We start from the raw sequence: 15,247 nt of genomic DNA on the forward strand, positions 1-15,247 counted from the left end.
TACGGATTTGCGACCCGCTGATATTCTTCTTCAACTGCAAGCTTTGCGCCGTGGTTGCGCGATGCAGCGACACGATTGCCTTCCGCCCGCTCGGAGAGGCGCAGGTCAAGGGCAGGGCGACGGCACTGGAGCTTTACGAGGTTGTTGGCGAGAAGGCGCAAAGCGGCTGGCTGCCGGACTGTCCGGAACCACAGGAGGCGCGGCAGATTTAGTGATCAATCGCCGGAGTAGCGCTGCTCGCGCCAGGGATCGCCGAGCATGTGATAGCCGTTCCTTTCCCAGAAGCCGGCCTGATCGCCGATCAGGAATTCGATGCGGCGCAGCCATTTGGCGCTTTTCCAGAAATAGAGATGCGGGATGACGAGGCGCATCGGGCCGCCATGGTCGCGCGTCAGCGGCTCGCCCTCCCAGGCGGTCGCGAGAATGCCCTCCTCGGAGGCGAAATCGTCAAGCGGCAGGTTCGTGGTGTAGCCGTCATAGCTTGTCAGCATCACGAATTTCGCTTCCGGCTTCGGCATCACCAGATCAAGCAGGTCGTGGGTGGAGACGCCCTGCCAGCGATTGTCGTAGCGCGACCAGGTTGTCACGCAATGGATGTCGGACAGCCTGTTGCTTTGCGGCAGGCGGTGGAAAGCGTCCCAGTCGAGTTTCATCGGATTTTCGACGGCACCGATGATCTGCAGCGTCCATTCCGCTGTCTGGATACGCGGCCGCTGGCCGAGATCGAGAACCGGCCAGTTCTTGACCAGATGCTGGCCGGGCGGCAGGCGGTCGGTATCCGAGCGAGTGATTTTCCCCGTCAGGAACTTGCCTTCCTCGGCCCAGCGCCGTTTGGATGCGGTGAGTTTCGTTTCCGGGGTCTCATCAGTCATGAAGGGTAACTCACTGCTTACGCCAAGCCGGTGGGGAAGGAGGTAGCGAAATTACAGGTTGAATCGCCCGCGATGTCAAGCGCGGGCGAAATCGGCCCCGTCAAAGGGGATCAGAAGGGATAATGCTGGGCGGAATCCTCAATCGTGATCCAGCGCAAGTCGGTGAATTCGTTGATCGCAGCCTTGCCGCCGAAGCGGCCATAGCCGCTGCCCTTGACGCCGCCGAAGGGCATTTGCGCCTCGTCGTGGAGCGTCGGGCCGTTGATGTGGCAGATGCCGGATTCAATCCGTGCCGCAACCGCCATCGCGCGCTGGACGTTGCGGCTGAAGACGGCTGAGGACAGGCCGTATTCGGTGTCGTTGGCGACGCGGATCGCTTCTTCCTCACCGGAGACGCGGACGATCGGCTTGACCGGGCCGAAGGATTCTTCCGAATAGACGCGCATGTCGGGCGTCACATGATCGAGCAGCGTTGCCTCGACCACGGTGCCGGAGCGCTTGCCGCCGGCGACCAGCTTGGCGCCCTTCGCTGTTGCGTCGGCGATCAGTTCCTCCATTTTCCTGGCTGCATCGAGGCTGATCAGCGAGCCGAGCACAACGTGGCCACGCGGGTCGCCGGCGGGAAGCTGGTTGGCGCGGGCGGCCAATTTGGTGACGAACTGATCGGCGATCGCCTCGTCGACGATGATCCGCTCGGTCGACATGCAGATCTGGCCCTGGTTCATGAAGGCGCCGAAGATGGCGGCATTGACGGCGCCGTCGATATCGGCGTCATCGAGGATGACCAGCGGCGCCTTGCCGCCGAGTTCGAGCAAAGCGGGCTTCAGATGCTTGCCGCAGGTCTCGGCGATGATCTTGCCGACCTTGGTCGAGCCGGTGAAGTTCACACGCTTGACCGCCGGATGGGCGATCAGGGCGGCAACAATTTCGGGTGCGTCCTCCGGCGCGTTGGTGACGACGTTGATCACCCCGGCGGGCAGGCCGGCCTCAGACAGCGCGGTGGCGATCAGCCGGTGCGTGCCGGGGCATTGTTCGGATGCCTTGAGGATGACGGTGTTGCCGCAGGCGATCGGCATGGCGACGGCGCGGGTGCCAAGGATGACCGGTGCGTTCCAGGGCGCTATGGCAAGGCAGACGCCGGCCGCCTGCCGCACGCCCATGGCGAGCGTGCCCGGCTTGTCGGAGGGGATGATCTCGCCGGAAATCTGCGTCGTCATCGAGGCCGCCTCTCGCAGGATATTGGCGGCGAGCATGACGTTGAAACCGGCCCAGGGTGCGGTGGCTCCCGTCTCCTCGATCATCAGTTTCGTGAACTCGCCGACCTTGGAATCCATGATGTCGGCGGCCTTCATCAGGATCGCGCGGCGCTGGCCGGGGCCGGTCTTCGACCAGGTGGGGAAAGCGGCGGAGGCGGCATCGATGGCGGCTTCAACATCCTCCAGACCGGCGGCGGCGGCGCGGCTTGCGAGTTTTTCGGTGAAGGGGTCGATCCGGTCATAGGTCCTGCCGCTTGCCGCTGCTCGGTCTGTGCCGTTGATGAGGAGGGAAATGTTCATGGACGTCTCCAGGGGAATGAACTAGAAGCCGAGGACTTCGGCGTTGATCGAGGCTTCGAGGCCGCCATCGGCGGCAAGATTGGCGCCGTTGACCCAACGGGCGCCGTCGGAGCAGAGGAAGAGGATCGCGGGTGCGATATCGGCGGATGTGCCGGCACGGCCGACGCGGGTGATGTCGCTGTCGACCCGGGCATCGCCGAGCACCGCGCGGAACTGTCTGAGGATCGGCGTCTCGACCGGACCGGGGCTCACGGCATTGACCCGGATGCCGCGTTCCTTGAACAGCGGCTGATGGGCGGCGCGCATGGTCCAGAGCAAAAGCAGTTCCTTGGAGAGCGGGTAGCCTTCCTCGTCCCTGAGGTCGTGTTTGGCCGCAACCGCTGACACGTCCGGAAAGCCCTCGATGCCGGTCAGCGTCTTTGCCCGCTCGAGATGGGCACGCCAGCCGTAGCCGGCGATCGAGGCGACATTGACGATGGCGCCGCCTTCGCGCAGGCGCGGGGCCACGGCTTCGGACAGGGCCCGCGGGCCGTAGAAATTGACTGATAGCGTCGAGACAACGCCGGTATTACCGGAGAGGCCGGCGACATTGGCGAGCGCGTCGAGGCGCGCCGGAAGCTGCGCGACGATGTCGGCGACGCCGGCTGCGGTCGAGAGGTCGCCTTTGATGAAGGCGGCACTTCCACTGGCCGGTTCGCGGACGTCGACGCCGACGACGTCGGCGCCCATCTGGCCGGCCAGTTCGGCCGTGCGCGCGCCGATGCCGGAGGCCACGCCGGTTACCAGGATGGCTTTACCGAAAAGCATGAAGTTCACCTTTCACAAGAGAGTCCGGACTGCCGGACATGTCATTGTTTCCATTGAATTTTGGTCGGACCTGGTAGCTTCAGCCGGTAGCCGACGGGAAGCAGTTGCAGGTCGAAGCGGCGCTCGATTTCGCCCCAGAGACCACGTGGCAGATACAGCGAGAAGATCACGGCGGTTGCGCCAAGGCTGATCAGGTACCAGACGCCGAGCGCGCCGAAGAAGGTTTCGATGATGAAGAACAGCACAGCGCCGAGGATCGCGCCCTCGAACTTGCCGATGCCGCCGACCAGCACCATGAAAATCATGTAGGCCGTCCATTGAACGCTGAAATAGGTCTTCGGCTGGAAGGTCGTGGCCGAGGCCAGCCACAGCCCGCCGGCAACGGCGATGCCGAAGGCGGCGAGCACGAACAGCAGACGCTTGGTGCCGATGACATGCACGCCCACGGCGGCGGCGGCGTCCTCGTTGTCGCGGATCGCCTGGATTGCGGCGCCCGTGCGGCTGCGCAGGAGGGTAAAGAGAGCGCCGAGGAGAGCGGCCATCGAGGCGAGCGTCAGCCAGTAGATGACGGCGCGGCGGGTACCGCCGTCATAGGCGTTCAGCGAGATCAGCGAGGTGCCGGTCTCGCCCTGGATCAGCCGGTCGAGATTGACGAGCATATGGGTCAGCGCCGAGATCACCCACATGCCGATGGCGAACTCGCCGCCCTTCAGCCGCAGCATGAAGAGCGAAAGGGGCAGGGAGATTGCGCCGGTGATGAGGGCGGCGGCAAACAGCGAAAGGAACGGGTTCAGCCCGGCATCGGCAAGGCGGATGGTGAAATAGGCGCCGAGGCCGAAGAAGACCTGTTGCCCGACGGACACAAGGCCGCCGAAGCCGGCAAGCGCGTTCCACATGGCGGCGAGGATGACGTAGACGAACAGCGCCGTCATCCGGTCGACCGCACCGGCGCCGAGAACAAGCGGCGCAAGGGCGAGGAGGCAGAGGACTGCCGCCATGGTCGACAGGGCAAGGCGGGATGACCGGGTCCAGCGTTCGATGGAAATGTCGTTGGCGAGAGCTGTCATGTCTTGCTCCGAAGCGGAAGGCGGATTTTTCCGATGCTGGCCCGGCTGACGATGGGCACGCCGGTCAGGAACAGCCGCGCGAAGAGCGCCAAGAGGAAAGCGATGTGGCCGCCGATCAGGAAGCCCTGCGGGTGGAATTGCGCGCCGAGCGATTGGGCAAGGCCGAGCACGACGCCGCCGATGAGGGTGCCCCAGAGCGAGCCTGCGCCGCCGATGACCGCCGCCTCGAAGGCGAAGAGCAGTTGCGGGCCGCCGGAATAGGGATCGAAGGTCGCCCGCATGCCGAGGAAGGCACCGGCGATGCCAACCGTGACCATGGCGATCGCCGCGGCAAGTGCATTGACCTTGCGGGCGTCGATGCCAACGAGACCGGCGGTGTCGGGATCCTCCGCCGTGGCGCGGATGGCGCGGCCGAGGGCAAAACGGCTGAGGAAGAGCTGCAGGCCGCCAAGCAGGGCAATGGCTGTTGCCATCATCAGGATGGCGAGCTTGCCGACATAGATGCCGCCGGGCAGTTCCCAGCTGTCATAGGACAGGCTGCCGATGAACGGGGCCAGCGAGCGCGTGTCGGCGCCGAACTGCTCGAACAGCAGGTTGTCGATGACGATGGCGAGACCGAAGGTGGTGAGGATCGGCAGGAGCGCACCGCCGCGGGCGCTGCGCTCGAGCAGATAGCGCTGCAGCAGCCAGCCGACGGCCGCCATGAAGGGCAGCACGATCAGCAGCCCGGCAAAGGGCGGGATGCCGAACTTGGAGGCGAGCAGCCACAGACCATAGCCCGAGGCGACCGCCAGGCTGCCATGCGCGAGATTGATGATCCGCATGACGGAGAACATGAAGGATAGGCCGCAGGCGATGACCGCATAATAGCCGCCAAGCAGGATGCCCTGGATCAGGGTGTCGATCACGATGCCGTCCTCCCGGTATTCGTCCGATGTAGCCCGAAATAGGCCTCGGTGATTTGGTCGCGGGTGACGCCGCGCGTCGGCTTGTCGAGCACGATGCGGCCTTCCAGCATACAGATGACGCGGTTGGCGACCGCCATCGCGCGGCCGAGGTCCTGCTCGACCAGCACGATCGTGGTGCCGGAGGTGAGCAGGGTCTGGAGTTGGGCGTAAACGCGCTCGACGACCAGCGGCGAAAGGCCGAGCGAGACTTCGTCGAGCAGAAGAATATCGGGGTTGCTCATCAGTGCCCGGCCGATCGCCGTCGCCTGTTGCTCGCCGCCGGAGAGATGTCCGGTCTTGGCATGGCGGCGGGGGACGAGGTTGGGGAAGGCATCGAAGACGCGGTCGATGGTCCAGTCGCCCTGCCGGCCGGCGGCTTTCCCGAGCAGCAGGTTTTCCTCGACCGTCATCTGCGAGAAAAGGCGGCGGCCTTCCGGCACCAGCGCGATGCCCATGGCGATGCGCTTGTGCGAGGGGAGGGAGGCGAGGTCTTCATCGCCGAGCAGAATGCGGCCGGAGGCCGGCAGATGCGCGCCGGCGATGGAGCGCAGAAGCGTCGTCTTGCCGGCGCCGTTGGCGCCGATCAAGGCGAGGACGTCGCCCTTGGCAAGATCGAAGCTGACGTCGCGCACGGCCTGGAGCAGGCCGTGGCGGACTTCGAGATTGCGGACGGAGATGAGGCTCATGCGGGTGCGCCTCCGAGATAGGCCTTGACCACGGCGGCGTCGCTCATGACGGCTTTGGGGGCGCCATCGGCGATGATCCGGCCGGCATCCATGCAGATCAGCCGTTCGGCGACCTGCAGCAGGATATGGACGATATGCTCGATCCAGACGATGCCGATGCCGCGGCGGCGCAGTTCGAGGATCGTGCCGACCAGTTCCTGTGCCTCGCCATCGGTCAGGCCGCCACCGATCTCGTCGAGCAGCATCAGCTTCGGCCTCGTTGCCAGCGCCCGGGCAAGCTCCAGACGTTTTCGATCGAGCAGGCCGAGCGTATCGGCCTGACGGTTGGCGACGCCGCGCATGCCGCAGAGCGTCAGCGAGTCGACCGAGCGCTCATAAGCCTCGTCGCGGCTGGCCGCGCCGCCATGGGACGCGGCGACAAGGACGTTTTCGAATGCCGTCATGCCGCTGAAGGGTTTTGGAACCTGATGGGTGCGCACGAGGCCGAGGCGGCAGCGGTTCGCCGCTGTTTGCGCGGTGACGTCGCTGCCGTCGAAACGGATCGTTCCGGCGCTCGGCGGGACGGCGCCTGCGAGCACGCTCAGCAGCGTCGTCTTGCCGGCACCATTCGGACCGACAATGCCGACCGCATCGGCCTGGCCCACGGAGAAATGGACGTTATCGAGAACCACAAGCGCCCCGAAGCGCTTGTGGATGCCTGCGGCCGAGAGAAAGGCTTCTCCCGGCGGTGTCTTCCTGACTTGCTGCCGCACGGAACTGTTATCCATTGTAGGGAACAGTTTTGACCCCCACCGGCACATTCGGGTCGGTGGCATTTTCCGTAACGACGTAGTCGAGCGTGAATTTGCTGCCTTCCGGCGCCTTGACCCACTGCGCTCCGATGATAGGGCCGGGCGAGACATTGGCCACTGGTCCGCTGGTGAAATCCACCTTTCCGGCAATCGTGGTCGTCTGCAAGGTATTCAGCGCCTTGGCGACGGCTTCCTTGCTCTTCGCGTCGCTTGCCGCTTTCAGGGCGTCGAAGCCGGCGTCGAGCAGCGACAGGCTGGCGCCAAGTTGCTGCGTCCATTGCTTGCCGCTCGTCTCCTCATAACCATCGGCAAGTTCGGTGCCGGAGACACCGGTCAGCGAGGACTTGTAAGGGAACGCCTTGTGCCAATAGGCAGCGCTGCAGATGTTGAAGCCGAGATCGCCCAGCGCCTCGATGTCGGAGGGGAAGAGGCCGGTCTTGGCCACCTGGCAGATCTTGATCTGGCGGGTGAGGCCCTGCTGGGCCGCCTGACGCCAGAAGGCGGCAAAATCCGGAGGGATCGGGAAGGAGTTGAAGATCTCGACGCCTTCCTGCTTGAACAGGGCGATCTGGGCGGAGAAGTCCGTGGTGCCGGTCTCATAGGCGCCGGGGTCGACGATCGTAAAACCTTCCTTGGCGAGCAGCGGCGCCAGATTGGCGCGGATGGCGTTGCCATCGGCGTCGTTCGGATACATGACGCCGACCTTCTTGTTGGTCTCGATCAGATTCCATTGCGAGACATAGGTCTTGAAGAACTCGTGGACGCCGAAGCCGAAATGATAGGTCCATTTGAACGGCGAGGGTGCGCCCGGCTTGGCGCCGCGGCCGAAATACCAGGCCTCCCAGGGCATGACGGTGGAGAGGCAGGGGATACCGGCCGCCTCGCAGGCATCAGCCACCGGGTTGATCGTTTCCGGGGTCGAGACGGCGAGCATCAGGTCGATCGCCTGGTTGTTGATGAGGTCCTTCGCCAGTTGGCCGGCGCGGGACGGATCGGACTGGGTATCCTGATCGAGGATTTCCACCTGGAATGTCTTGCCGCCAGCCTGGAAGCCGGATGCCAGGGCCTTGCGGGCGAGGTCGAGCACGTAGCCGTCGGTCTGGCCGAAGCCGGCGAGCGGGCCGGTGCGGGGGCTGATGAAACCGACCTTCAGCGTATCGCCGCTCTGGGCGAAGGCTGTGCGACCCGAGAGTGCGAGCGCCGCGCCGCCTGCTGCGGTCGCGGCAATGAAAGAGCGGCGGGTCAAAGATGCCGGATCGAATTTTCCGTTGCGGACGTTCATGAAATTTTCCTCCCTGTTGCGGGGCCTCCCAGCCCGTTCGTGTGTTCATTCCCGCCGATCCGGTACCATCCTCCGGATGCCTAGATCGGATAGTCCCGTTTGCCGGATGCCAAGGTGATCCAGCGCAGTTCGGTGAATTCGTCGATTGCCGCCTTGCCGCCGAAGCGGCCATAGCCGCTCGACTTGACGCCGCCGAAGGGCATTTGCGGCTCGTCGGAAACCGTCGCCTCGTTGATGTGGCAGATGCCGGATTCGAGCCGCTTGGCGACGGCGAGGGCCGCATTGATGTCGCGACTGAAGACGGCCGATGAGAGGCCGTATTCATTGTCGTTGGCGACCGTCACCGCTTCATCGGCGCTGCCGACGCGGATGATGGCGGCGACCGGCCCGAAACTCTCCTCGCGATAGATGCGCATGGCCGGCGTCACGTGATCGACCACGGTCGCGTCCATCAGCGTGCCGTTGGTCGGGCTGCCGCAGACGAGGACCGCGCCTTTCTGCAATGCATCGTCGATCAGACCCTTCACCCGCCGGACGGCTTCGGCGTTGATCAGCGTGCCGAGCGGCGTATTGCCATCCTGCGGGCTGCCGGCGATGAGGGTTTCGGCCTTCGCCTGGAACTTGCCGACGAATTCGTCGGCGATCTCGTCCATGAGAATGATCCGTTCCGTCGACATGCAGATCTGGCCCTGGTTCATGAAGGCGCCGAAGGCGGCTGCGCCGACGGCCCCGTCGATATCCGCATCGGCAAGCACGATGAACGGCGCCTTGCCGCCGAGTTCGAGCAGGCAGCGCTTCAGATGCCGGGCGCAGGTTTCGGCGATGATGCGGCCGACACGGGTCGAGCCGGTGAAGTTGACGCGGCGGACGGCGGGATGGGCGATCAGCGCTTCGACCACGGCGGCCGCGTCCTTCGGCGCATTGGTGACGACATTGACGACGCCACGAGGAAAACCGGCCGCGCGCATGACGTCGCCGATCAAACTATGGGTTTTCGGGCAGAGTTCGGAGGCCTTGAGAACCACGGTGTTGCCGCAGGCGAGCGGCATGGCGATGGCACGGGTGCCAAGGATGATCGGCGCGTTCCAGGGCGCGATGCCGACGCAGACGCCGGCCGGCTGGCGCACCGCCATGGCGAGGCTGCCCGGGACGCCGGAGGGGATGATTTCGCCGGTGACTTGCGTCGTCATCGCCGCGGCTTCCCGAAGGATATCGGCGCCAAGGCCGCAGTTGATCGCGGCCCATTGCGCGGTTGCGCCGGTCTCGCCGGTCATGGCGGCGATGAAATCCGGCGTGCGGGCGGCCAGGATATCTGCGGCTGTATTCAGGAGCCTGCGCCGTTCGCCGGGGCCGGTTTCCGACCAGGCGGGGAAGGCAGCGGCTGCGGCATTGGCGGCCTTTGCCATATCGGCAATCGACCCCGCCGGGGCGATCGTCGCGACATCGCCGGTCAGCGGATCGACGCGTTCGAAGGTGGACGCATCGGACGCATCCATCGCCTCGTCGTTGATCATCAGCTTTGCCACAAACACCGTCTTCACCCATCTGCCTGCAGGCTGCGCCTGCGTTGATCTTGAAGGGAGATGCACGCACGCAAGGGCCGGGCCGAGAAGGCCGCGTGTCCTGCATGGGTCTGTTGAGGTGCCTCCTCCCAAAGGCTGATGACGGAAGACTACGCCGATGTTTAAGGGATGGAATGTGTTTTATTGGGTTAATATTGTTATTATCTGGTATTCATGGCTTCAATTGGGTGTTCGGGAGGAAGAATGCGATGGCGACAGATGGTGGCATCCATCATCACGCGCGCGGCGAGCGGCGGGAACCGTCGCTCTCGCATCGGCGCATCCGCTTTCAAAAAGGCCTTTATGCCGATTTTCATCATTTCTTCCTTTTGACCGAGGGAGAGGCCGAGCTTGATTTCGACGATGGCGAGCATCGGCGGCTACAAGGTCCGGCGCTCGCCTTCCTGCCACCGCAGGCGCAGTGCGAGGTTTCGATCGCCGCCGGAGCCGACGCCTATCTGATCGGCGCGTCGCCGCAGATCATGGTCGATGCGATCGGCGACAAGGTGGAATCCTATTCTCTACGCATTTTCATCGAGCAGCCGAAGTTGATCGAAGAACCGGACGCCGCGTCGGTCAATGAGATCAATCCGCTGATTTCCGGCTTCGTGCGGGAACTCGGCGATCCGTCCCGCGCCTCCTGGATGGTCGTGTCCGCCTATATGCGGCTGATCCTGATGGCCGTGTGGCGCACATCCGGCGGCGAGAAGGCCGAGCAGCGTGGGCGCGGTGAAAGCGGCTCGATCCTGCAGAGATACCGGCAACTGGTCGAGGTGTGGTTTCGCCAGCACCGGCCGATCAGCGACTATGCCGCGGAGCTGGGTGTCACAGCCGATCGGCTGCATTCGATCTGCCAGAGGGCGCTCGGGCGCTCGCCGATCCAGCTCCTGCACGAGCGGGTGGTGCAGGAGGCGAAGCTCAGGCTGGAGCGCTCGGCCCGCAATATCCAGGAAATCTCCGACAGCCTCGGCTTTCGTGATCCGACCTATTTCAGCCATTTCTTCAAGCGCAAGACCGGGCTTTCGCCGGCTGGTTATCGTGAAGTCGCCCGCGTTTCGGCAGGATCGGAAAACAGCGTGCTGTCCTCGGGCTACGCCGACTGGCCGTGAGACATTATTTCGGCATGTATTTATGGAGCGATATTCTGAATGGAGTGGATTTGGTGGCGCGAAGCTCCCCGCGAGCGGGGCTGCAAATCAGAGTTTGAAGGCTTCGCGAAGGTCGCTGCCCTTGTTTTCACGCATATCGAGGTCGGCCTCGATATGGTCGATGTGGTGGATCATCAGATGGCAGGCGCGGTCGAGATCGCCGCTCTCGATCGCCGTGACGATGCCCTGATGTTCCTGATGGCCGCAGCTTGAAATGGCAGACTGGCCGTAGAGGGCGATGACCAGCGATGAGCGCGCTACCAGTTCGTCCATGAATCGCTGCATGACGGCATTGCCGGTCATCGAGGCGAGCATCAGATGAAAATCGCCGGAGGCCTTGATCTCGGCGCGGCGGGCCGTCTGGCCGCGCTCTGCCATAAGCCGGCCTTCTTCCATCAGCAACTGCCGCAGGTGCTGAAGATGCGAGGGACCCATATGTTTTGCGGCTTCGCGCAGAATGCCCGGCTCGATCAGCCGGCGCGTGGCGAAGATCTGCCGCGCTTCTTCGGGCGAGGGGTAGGCAACGAAGGCGCCGCGATTTTTCTCGACACTGACGAGGCCCTCATAGGCGAGCGCCTGAAGGGCACCTCGCACCAGGGTGCGGCTGACGTTGAACAGCGCGCCGACATCCGCTTCCGACAGCTTGGTGCCCGGCGCCAGCCGGCGATCGACGATCGCATCGCGGATGGAATCACGGATAGATTGTGTGCTGACGTCGATCTGATCGTTGGCGGGAACTGCTGCGGTTTTCATCAGGCCTCATTCCGGGTTCTGCGCCGCATACTATCGTGGTTTTTGCACAAAGTGAATCGGGATTTTGTCATCATATGTATGGTCAAATTGTATACGATATTTTGCGCGTATTGCAGACAAACGCATATATTTTAAGCAAAGCCTAACGTGCGAAAATTTCGCGGCATTTTTGGATGTTCAGAATCATTGATATATTTCAATGTCCTATAATTTCATGCCCGGTTTGGCACGCTAGATGCATTGAAAACCCCGTCACAGGAGAGACTGGATGTCCAAAGCGGCAGAAATCGATATCGTATCCGTTTCCAAGGTCTATGGCAGTACAACCGCCGTACATTCTATCAGCCTGAAAATCCCCTCCGGCAGCTATTGCTGTTTCCTCGGGCCCTCCGGTTGCGGCAAGACCTCGACGCTCAGGATGATCGCCGGCCACGAGAGCATTTCGTCGGGCGACGTCCGCCTCGGCAATACCGTCGTCACCGATTTGCCGCCGGCCAAGCGCGGCACGGCGATGATGTTCCAGTCCTATGCGCTGTTTCCGCATCTCGATCTCGTCGACAACGTCGCCTTCAGCCTGAAGATGAAGGGCGTCGAGAGGCAAGAGCGCCGCGCCAAGGCGCTGGAGATGCTGAAGCTGATGCAGATGGAACCCTATGCCAACCGGCGACCGGCCCAGCTTTCCGGCGGCCAGCAGCAGCGCGTGGCGCTCGCCCGCGCGCTGATCACCGATCCGGAGGCGCTTCTTCTCGACGAGCCGCTGTCGGCGCTCGATCCGTTCCTGAAGATCCGCATGCGGGCGGAACTGAAGAAGCTGCAGAAAAGCCTCGGCATCACCTTCGTCCATGTGACCCACAGCCAGGACGAGGCGATGGCGCTGGCCGATGTCATCGTCATCATGAATGACGGGCGCATCGAGCAGGCGGCGCATCCGCGCGAAGTGTTCGAGCGCCCGGCAACCGCCTTCGTCGCCCGCTTCATGGGCGATCACAATGTTCTCACCGGCCGGGTCGTCGAAAGCGGCGATGGCAAGGTGACGCTGGAAGTGGCCGAGGGACAAAAATTCACCGTCGCAGGGCCGGCCCAGGCACTGGGATCGCCGATCGATATCGGCGTTCGCACGGACCGGGTCCGGCTCGCTGCGCCATCCGAAAAGACGCTCGGTTTCCACGGCGTCGTGTCGAACGTCGAATATCGCGGGGCTTCCGTGAAAATCACCGTTCTCGGCGCCGGCAGCGACGATTTCACCGTCATCGCCACCGATGCCGATTATTTCGAGAAACCCGTATCGGTGGGCGATGCGGTGCCACTGAGTTGGGGCCTTGAGGACGCCGTCCTCCTTGGCCGCATTGCCGCTTAATTCTTCTCAACATCAAAAAAGAGGGAACTGACATGACAACCGAAAACAAGACTCCAAAGGGAATTTCAAGGCGCGGCCTCTTGAAGACCGGTGCCGCGGCAACAGGCGCCGTCATCGGTTCCGGCCTGATCACCGGCTTCCCGACCATCTGGGCGCAGAACCCGATCACGCTGCGCCAGTTCGGCACCGGCGTCTCGAACATCAACGCCATCGCCGAGAAGTGCAAGGCCGACCTCGGCATCACGCTGGAGATGACCGCGACCGACTCGGACGCCGCTGCCCAGCGCGCCGTGACGCAGCCGGACAGTTACGACATCGCCGATATCGAATACTGGATTCTCAAGAAGGTGTTCCCGGCTGGCGTCATTCAACCGATGGATATCAAGAAACTGACGTACTACGACAAGATCGTGCCGCTGTTCAAAACCGGCAAGCTGACGCCGGACAGCGTCATCGCACAGGGCACGGCACCGCACACTGTCGGTTTCGTCGAAGCACCGGGCGACAAGACCTTTGCCAAGGGCGAAACCCAGTTCTTTACGATGGTTCCGACCATCTACAACGCCGACACGCTCGGCATTCGTCCGGACCTCGTCGGCCGCGAAATCACCACCTGGGCCGATATCATGGACCCTGCCTTCAAGGGCAAGACCTCGATCCTCAACATCCCGTCGATCGGCATCATGGACGCCGCGATGATCATGGAAGCCATGGGCAACATCAAATATGCCGACAAGGGCAACATGACAAAGGAAGAGATCGACGCGACGATCGAGTTCCTGATCAAGGCCAAGCAGGCCGGTCAGTTCCGTGCCTTCTGGAAGTCGTTCGACGAGTCGGTCAATCTGATGGCTTCCGGCGAAGTCGTGATCCAGTCGATGTGGTCGCCGGCCGTTGCCGCCGTTCGCTCGAAGGGCATCGCCTGCAAATATCAGCCGCTCAAGGAAGGCTATCGTTCGTGGGGCGGCGGTCTCGGTCTTGCTGCTCACCTCTCTGGCGCGCAGCTCGATGCGGCCTACGAGTACATCAACTGGTACACATCTGGCTGGGTCGGCGGTTATCTCAACCGTCAGGGCTACTACTCCGCAGCCATGGACACCGCCAAGGAATTCATGTCGGCCGACGAGTGGGGCTACTGGATCGAAGGCAAGCCTGCGACGGGCGACATCATGTCTCCGGAAGGCAAGGTCATGGAGAAGGCAGGCGCGGTGCGCGACGGCGGCTCGTTCGAAGAGCGCATGGGCAAGGTTGCGTGCTGGAACTCGGTCATGGACGAGGACCGCTACATGGTCAAGCGCTGGAACGAGTTCATCGCGGCCTAAGGGAATTGCCCCTCACCCTAGCCCTCTCCCCGCAGGCGGGGAGAGGGGACGACCGGGGTTGCTGCAACTCCCTTCTCCCCGCTTTGCGGGGAGAAGGTGCCCGACAGGGCGGATGAGGGGCTTTCCCCGCATCCATGACCATATTCGGACATGAACTGGAGACCCAAGACGTGACAGCAGCCCTCACGGAAGAAGAGACGCAACTCGCGGCGCCCGCCAAGCCGGCCCTCAGCGCAAGCATCGGAAAGATCGCGGCCTGTGTTGCCTCCTATCTGCAGGCCGCGCCGCTCGCCCTGATCCTCGGCTTCTTCTTCCTGCTGCCGATCCTGATGATCGCGGTCGTCAGCTTCTGGGATTACGACTTCGCCGGGCTCTACCCGGATTTTCTGGCGATGAACTACACCGATACGCTCGGTTCCTGGGTCACCTGGAAAACCTATCTGAACACGCTGAAATATACCGCGATGGTCTGGGGACTGACGCTGGTGATCGGTTTCTGGGTCGCCTATTTCCTCGCCTTCCACATCCGCACGACGACCATGCAGATGGTGCTTTTTCTCGTCTGTACCGTGCCGTTTCTTACCTCCAACATCATCCGGATGATCTCCTGGATTCCAGTGCTGGGACGGAACGGCCTCGTCAATTCGACGCTGATCGAGATGGGCATCATTCCAGCCCCGATCGAATGGCTGCTCTATTCCGATTTCGCCGTGGTGCTCGCCATGGTGCATCTCAACACGCTGTTCATGGTGACGCCGATCTTCAACACCCTGATGCGCATCGACAAGTCGTTGATCGAGGCGGCGCGCGATGCCGGAGCGAACGGTTGGCAGATCCTGTGGAACGTCATCCTGCCGCTGGCGAAACCCGGCATCGCCATCGGCTCGATCTTTGTCGTGACGCTGGTCATGGCGGATTTCTCGACGGTGCAGGTGATGTCCGGCGGGCAGAGCGCGTCCGTTGCGCTGATGATGAAGAACCAGATGTCGCTGCTGCAATATCCGGCCGCTGCCGCCAATGCCGTGGTTCTGCTGATCGTCGTGCTTCTGATGGTCGCCGCCATCCTGCGCGTCGTCGATATCCGCAAGGAGCTTTGA

15 protein-coding genes are annotated in these 15,247 nt (G+C 63.1%); 5 read left to right on the forward strand and 10 right to left on the reverse strand.

Going from position 1 to position 15,247, the window contains the following annotated elements; translation table 11 throughout:
- Positions 1–50 precede the first annotated feature (50 nt).
- Positions 51–212: a hypothetical protein gene (locus ACSQ3F_RS13585; RefSeq protein WP_436100695.1), complete on the forward strand. Its 162-nt coding sequence runs from the start codon at positions 51–53 to the stop codon at positions 210–212.
- Positions 213–215: 3 nt separating this feature from the next.
- Here the strand turns inward: ACSQ3F_RS13585 and ACSQ3F_RS13590 are convergent, their stop codons facing one another.
- From ACSQ3F_RS13590 to ACSQ3F_RS13630, 9 genes are all read right to left on the reverse strand, one after another.
- A complete protein-coding gene (locus ACSQ3F_RS13590) occupies positions 216–872 on the reverse strand; it encodes a sulfite oxidase-like oxidoreductase (RefSeq protein ID WP_436100696.1) in 657 nt (218 codons plus the stop codon).
- 110 nt (positions 873–982) lie between these two features.
- Complete coding sequence (locus tag ACSQ3F_RS13595; RefSeq protein WP_436100697.1) at positions 983–2,428, reverse strand: aldehyde dehydrogenase; 1,446 nt, start codon at positions 2,426–2,428, stop codon at positions 983–985.
- Positions 2,429–2,449: 21 nt separating this feature from the next.
- Positions 2,450–3,235, reverse strand: a complete 786-nt coding sequence (locus ACSQ3F_RS13600) for a coniferyl-alcohol dehydrogenase (RefSeq protein WP_436100698.1) — start codon at positions 3,233–3,235, stop codon at positions 2,450–2,452.
- Positions 3,236–3,276: 41 nt separating this feature from the next.
- Entirely contained in the window at positions 3,277–4,302 is a 1,026-nt protein-coding gene (locus ACSQ3F_RS13605; RefSeq protein WP_436100699.1) for a branched-chain amino acid ABC transporter permease, read from the reverse strand.
- Positions 4,299–5,210, reverse strand: a complete 912-nt coding sequence (locus ACSQ3F_RS13610; protein ID WP_436100700.1) for a branched-chain amino acid ABC transporter permease — start codon at positions 5,208–5,210, stop codon at positions 4,299–4,301. The genes ACSQ3F_RS13605 and ACSQ3F_RS13610 overlap by 4 nt, the downstream gene beginning before the upstream one ends.
- Positions 5,207–5,935: an ABC transporter ATP-binding protein gene (locus ACSQ3F_RS13615; protein WP_436100701.1), complete on the reverse strand. Its 729-nt coding sequence runs from the start codon at positions 5,933–5,935 to the stop codon at positions 5,207–5,209. Before ACSQ3F_RS13615 ends, ACSQ3F_RS13610 begins: the two co-directional genes overlap by 4 nt.
- Positions 5,932–6,606 carry an ABC transporter ATP-binding protein gene (locus ACSQ3F_RS13620; protein ID WP_436102147.1) on the reverse strand — a complete coding sequence of 225 codons (675 nt, stop codon included), beginning with the start codon at positions 6,604–6,606 and terminating at the stop codon, positions 5,932–5,934. Before ACSQ3F_RS13620 ends, ACSQ3F_RS13615 begins: the two co-directional genes overlap by 4 nt.
- Positions 6,607–6,694: 88 nt before the next feature.
- Entirely contained in the window at positions 6,695–8,008 is a 1,314-nt protein-coding gene (locus tag ACSQ3F_RS13625) for an ABC transporter substrate-binding protein (protein WP_436100702.1), read from the reverse strand.
- Between the two features lie 80 nt (positions 8,009–8,088).
- Positions 8,089–9,522 carry an aldehyde dehydrogenase gene (locus ACSQ3F_RS13630; protein ID WP_436102148.1) on the reverse strand — a complete coding sequence of 478 codons (1,434 nt, stop codon included), beginning with the start codon at positions 9,520–9,522 and terminating at the stop codon, positions 8,089–8,091.
- A gap of 257 nt (positions 9,523–9,779) precedes the next feature.
- On the opposite strand from ACSQ3F_RS13630, the gene ACSQ3F_RS13635 reads away from it, so the two are divergent.
- Positions 9,780–10,679 carry an AraC family transcriptional regulator gene (locus ACSQ3F_RS13635; RefSeq protein ID WP_436100703.1) on the forward strand — a complete coding sequence of 300 codons (900 nt, stop codon included), beginning with the start codon at positions 9,780–9,782 and terminating at the stop codon, positions 10,677–10,679.
- Between the two features lie 87 nt (positions 10,680–10,766).
- Here the strand turns inward: ACSQ3F_RS13635 and ACSQ3F_RS13640 are convergent, their stop codons facing one another.
- Positions 10,767–11,471 carry a GntR family transcriptional regulator gene (locus tag ACSQ3F_RS13640; protein WP_436100704.1) on the reverse strand — a complete coding sequence of 235 codons (705 nt, stop codon included), beginning with the start codon at positions 11,469–11,471 and terminating at the stop codon, positions 10,767–10,769.
- Between the two features lie 268 nt (positions 11,472–11,739).
- Here ACSQ3F_RS13640 and ACSQ3F_RS13645 point away from each other — a divergent pair, with 268 nt between their 5' ends.
- From ACSQ3F_RS13645 to ACSQ3F_RS13655, 3 genes are all read left to right on the forward strand, one after another.
- On the forward strand, positions 11,740–12,828 hold the full coding sequence (locus tag ACSQ3F_RS13645; protein ID WP_436100705.1) for an ABC transporter ATP-binding protein: 1,089 nt from the start codon (positions 11,740–11,742) through the stop codon (positions 12,826–12,828).
- A gap of 32 nt (positions 12,829–12,860) precedes the next feature.
- Positions 12,861–14,150: an ABC transporter substrate-binding protein gene (locus tag ACSQ3F_RS13650; RefSeq protein ID WP_436100706.1), complete on the forward strand. Its 1,290-nt coding sequence runs from the start codon at positions 12,861–12,863 to the stop codon at positions 14,148–14,150.
- Between the two features lie 134 nt (positions 14,151–14,284).
- Positions 14,285–15,247, forward strand: a complete 963-nt coding sequence (locus tag ACSQ3F_RS13655; protein WP_436100707.1) for an ABC transporter permease — start codon at positions 14,285–14,287, stop codon at positions 15,245–15,247.

This window comes from Pararhizobium sp. LjRoot238 (genome assembly GCF_964252955.1).
In the GTDB taxonomy this organism is placed as follows: Bacteria; Pseudomonadota; Alphaproteobacteria; order Rhizobiales; family Rhizobiaceae; genus Pararhizobium.